The sequence below is a fragment of the Microcystis sp. M49636_WE2 genome (assembly GCF_030065375.1).
GTDB classification, from domain to species: Bacteria; Cyanobacteriota; Cyanobacteriia; order Cyanobacteriales; family Microcystaceae; genus Microcystis; species Microcystis aeruginosa_C.
On the sequence record NZ_JASJFG010000196.1, the window covers coordinates 1 to 4,346 of the forward strand.

Consider the following 4,346-nt stretch of genomic DNA (forward strand, 5'->3'; position numbering starts at 1 on the left):
ATGCACGAGCGTAATGCTCACAACTTCCCCTTAGACTTAGCTAGTGGTGAACAGGCTCCCGTAGCTCTGACTGCTCCTGCTATCAATGGTTAATTCCTAGTCTGAACGAAAAGGCACTCCTGCGAGGGGGTGCTTTTTTGTTGTTTGATTATACTCATATTTTCCTTTTTTAAGGAAAATATGGAGTTATTTGACTCGATAAAATTGCTGTGTCAGTTCAGCTGCATCTTTAACCCAAAGGACAAGAGCGACTATAGAAGGTTAATAGATGAAGTTTTTGTTATCATTAAGTAGCTGGTTATAATTAAATTAAAAATAGATTTTAGGTTCGATCCCCCCTGCCCCCCTTGATAAGGTAGGGTTGATTCATGAATCAACCCTACCCTTGATAACGGGGGTGTCTGATAATTTTTAACGCCTACCTACTTAAAACTGAGAGATTTTCATTAAGAGTTATAGTAAATCCCGTTATAATAGGGTGAGTAAAGACGAGGAATTGACGCTCACCGAAGCACTCATGGGAGGGATTCTTGGTTCAACGAGTCCACTTAAACTAGATACCTTGCGTTATCCAACCCAGAGGTGGTTCTCACTCTTGCGAGTTACTTTTCGTGCGCCCCACGTTAGTTGTATTTCTACAAAGTTTGCTTGAATTGAAACGTTAGCTTCAAATACTGCTTTGTCTAGTTCCTGCAAAGACTTTACATCACGAGCCGGCGAGAAACTAGAACTATTGAGTAGAACCCTGTATCTTTAATTGTCAGGGTGCAGATAGCGTAGTGATTAGACTACATGGATTTTTAAAGCGGTTGATTACCCTATCCGCTCTACTTATACAGTAGCTAATTTTCATGAGTAGGCTTCGGCCGTGAGATCAGCGTTCGACCGAGCTCACGCCGAGGTCCGAACGGTCAAGACCCTTAAAAGAAGAAGTTATTCGAGATATGGAAACTACTCCCAACAAATTTATACCCAAGTAGTTTGTTCCTTGTCGCCAACGGCTATCTTATCTACTCGCGCCTAGAAATTAGTTGAATTGACCCAACACTTTCAGCGACAAAATATCTGATTAATTGTGTATCAGTGCGTTTGACACTCCCGTGGCTAAAAGCGAGGGATTCTTGGTTCATAGAGTTTCCTTAACCTGACAGGACGTATCCAACCAAACTAGAGGGAATCTCTCCCCAAGCGTATTAGTTTCCGTGTGTCCCACGGTACTTAGTCTCTTTTTGAGAATGTTGATAGCGGCGTTAATATCTCTATCTTCTACATAGCCACAATGGGGACAAATATGGGTTCTTGTAGATAGAGATTTAGGTACTTTTTGACCACAATTAGAACAGTTTTGACTCGTGTTATGGGGGGCTACTGCTACCGTAGCCTTACCATATTTAAAACCAAAATATTCTAACCATTGCCGAAAAGTTGACCAAGCCACATCATTGATAGATTTAGCTAGTCTAGAGTTTTTTACCATGCCTTGAATATTTAAGTTTTCGTAGGCGATGAAATCGTTAGATTTAATGACGCACAATGCCTCTTTTTCGACAAAGCCTTTACGTTGCCTACTTACTCTTAAATGCTTTCTAGCATATCTCTTTCTGTCCCTTTGGTAGTTGTTTGATTGGGGTTGACCTTTTCTAAACTTTTTGGATTTTTTCCGATTCAAACGGCTTAATCTTTTTTCTGCCTTGCGATAGTATTGTGGTATCTCTACCGTTTCCCCATCACTATTAGTGTAGAAAACTTTTAAACCTACATCCAATCCTACACATTTCTTTGTTGGTTCTAGGGGTTTAGCGTATTCCCGAATATCAACACTAAGACAGAATTGGACATAGTAACCGTCTGCTCGTTTAACAATCCTAACTCATTTAATTTGGTCTAGAGGGTAAAAGTTTAGATCTCTGGTTCATTTCAGTTTAACCGTCCCAATGTTTTTCTTATCTGTGAAAGTAATTTTTTTTCTATCCTCCGATAGTTGACCTCCACAGTTTTTATATTCCACAGAACGATTATTTTTCTGAAACTTAGGATAACCCTTTTTACCTTTAACCTTTTTCTTACAATTGTCATAGAAACGAGCAATAGACGACCGGGCCCGTTCTGCGGCTCGACTGAGCATCGCCGAACGTCCGATGCTTGTCTAGGAGTAGAATTTAGAGTATCGACAAACTTAAACTGTGTTGACATTGTGCTTTTACGTTGACATTGAGCCTTTACATTGAGCCTGTCGAAATGTGTCGAAATGTGTCGAAATGTGGACACTGAGCTTTTACATTGAGCCTTTACATTGAGCCCGTCGAAATGTGTCGAAATGTGGACACTGAGCCTGTCGAAGTGCTGTTTTATATTGGTCGGGGTTTCATCCCGTCTCTAAAAGCGAGGGTCTTCAGACATTTGAGATAAATGTTGCCGATTTACCTTCCCGGAAGCTAGGAATCTGTGCTAAGTTGTTGCAAGGATTATCTTCTGAGGCAGCCCTCAGAAGATAGACCATCAATCGAGATCAACTTTATCCTTTTTAACCTTGAGAGTTTGAAAAATGACCAAAAATCAGCAACTTTTGGCGAACATGGGGGGGGGGAGCCTTGCTCTCCTTCTTTCCTTGAGCTTAGGACAACAAGCTTCTGCCACCACCCTCGTTAGCAACCTATCTCCAACACCTTCTATGGGATACCCAGTAAAATTTGATGAATGGTTACGTTCAAGTTTTACGACTGGCAGTGGCAGTTATGGTTATACTATTAACTCGGTCACTCTTCGGTTAGCAGAAATGACTGCAAATCCCAATTTATTTGTCAGGCTCTATAGCGACAGCAGTGGAGGACTCGGTAGTCAGATAACCAGTTTTACTAACCCTAGTTTCACTCCTAACATTACCAACGATTACATCTTTACCCTTACTACTCCGCAAACATTAGCCGCTAATACTGCCTACTGGTTAGTTGCGGGGATTTCAGAGGGCAGTGGGGAATATCTATGGGCATTTACTCAATCACCCGACCAAACAGGGTTTCCTGGCTGGTCGATTGGTGATAATCCCTTTAATAGTACTAATCAAGGAGGTATTTGGAGTAATAATTTTTCTACTGCATTTAAAGCTTTTCAATTCAGTGTTAACGGGACAGAAAACACTTCTCCCCCTCCCCCTACTAACATTCCTGAACCGGGTTCCGTTGTTGCCTTGTTAGGATTAGGAGGATTGGGGTTAGCCTCTAGGCTGAAAAAACTCTCTACTCGTGCTTAGAAATTAGCTGAATGGAAACATCTTTCCGTCATCAGTCTTCGATGTCTTGGTAAACGAGGGAATATCCTAGCGACTCCCTGACTTTCATTGATAAATCTTCTTGACCTTATCGTGATATAGAGATTTATCAAAGCACGATTAACTTCTGTAAATAAAAACAAATTACCGCTAATTTTTCGATCAAAAAAAAGTATTTCTCAGGCAATTTTTCCCGTATCGAAGTATTAGCGGTGTGTTTTTTTATTATTGAACCAACGAGAAAAGTTTTACTTTAACGAAAGCACTTTCGGATCTTCTCGACTTTGTGTGACAAGTGTGCCATAAGCTTCGGGAAATCTAGCCGCCGCGAGTGCCACCTAATCTCCTTCTCGGTAGAATTCTGGGAAAAGAACGGTGGGGGGGGAATTACGGTTAAAAACTTTTTCTATGTACATGACTGCCATTTTAGCAAATAGGCTTTATCCCTTTCTATTAAGAAATATTACAATAAACATGGGGACATTAAGAAAAGTTAATGGGTGTATACATTGACGGATAAGGGTTTTCAGCTATTATAGTATATATGTATGAGGAAATTTTTCTTCTGGCGGGATGTTACTAGACTAACCGCCCAAGGGAAAAAATAGGAATTCTCTTCGGGCATTTTTGGCTTTTACGGTAAACTCAGAGGGGGAATATATCCCCTATCTGGCTTTAATCTGAACTGAGGTTAACCACGGCTAATTCTAATGTTGTCCCTTCCTTTTCTAGCTCCTTTTTGCTAAAACTTAACCCTTCATCCAAACAATCAATTACCACCGTATCCCCTTCCATAAAAGCTTGTTCGAGAATTTTTGTGGCTAAAGGATTCTCTAACTCCCGTTGGATAGCGCGTTTTAAAGGTCGCGCACCGTAGGTGGGGTCGTAACCAACAGTAACAATATGATTTTCTGCGGCCGTAGTTAATTCTAGATTAATTTTTTGTTCTGCTAATAATCTTTCCAGACGCTGTAATTGCAGACGAACAATGTAACGCAATTCTTCTTTTTTCAGGGTATGGAAAATAATTAAATCGTCGATACGATTCAAAAATTCGGGACGAAAATGACTCCGCAAA

Annotated in this window: 2 protein-coding genes and 2 pseudogenes; 2 read left to right on the forward strand and 2 right to left on the reverse strand. The window is 40.6% G+C overall.

Annotated features, from left to right (window positions below; all coding sequences use genetic code 11):
* Window positions 1–93, forward strand: a pseudogene (locus tag PX484_RS04485) (photosystem Q(B) 2 domain protein); the annotation flags it as partial.
* A 1,033-nt stretch (window positions 94–1,126) separates the two neighbouring features.
* Here PX484_RS04485 and PX484_RS04490 read toward each other — a convergent pair.
* Window positions 1,127–2,187 (reverse strand): annotated as a pseudogene (locus PX484_RS04490) (RNA-guided endonuclease InsQ/TnpB family protein); the annotation flags it as partial.
* Between the two features lie 358 nt (window positions 2,188–2,545).
* Between PX484_RS04490 and PX484_RS04495 the strand changes: the two are divergent.
* Complete coding sequence (locus PX484_RS04495) at window positions 2,546–3,250, forward strand: choice-of-anchor R domain-containing protein (RefSeq protein ID WP_287765959.1); 705 nt, start codon at window positions 2,546–2,548, stop codon at window positions 3,248–3,250.
* A gap of 693 nt (window positions 3,251–3,943) precedes the next feature.
* Here PX484_RS04495 and PX484_RS04500 read toward each other — a convergent pair.
* Window positions 3,944–4,346: ClpB D2-like domain containing protein (locus tag PX484_RS04500; RefSeq protein WP_502882695.1), on the reverse strand; the 403-nt coding region annotated here is incomplete at its 5' end.

Coding starts and splice junctions, on each gene's coding strand:
- PX484_RS04495 (WP_287765959.1), top strand. CDS start 2,546: ATGACCAAAAATCAGCAACTTTTGGCGAACATGGGGGGGGGGAGCCTT.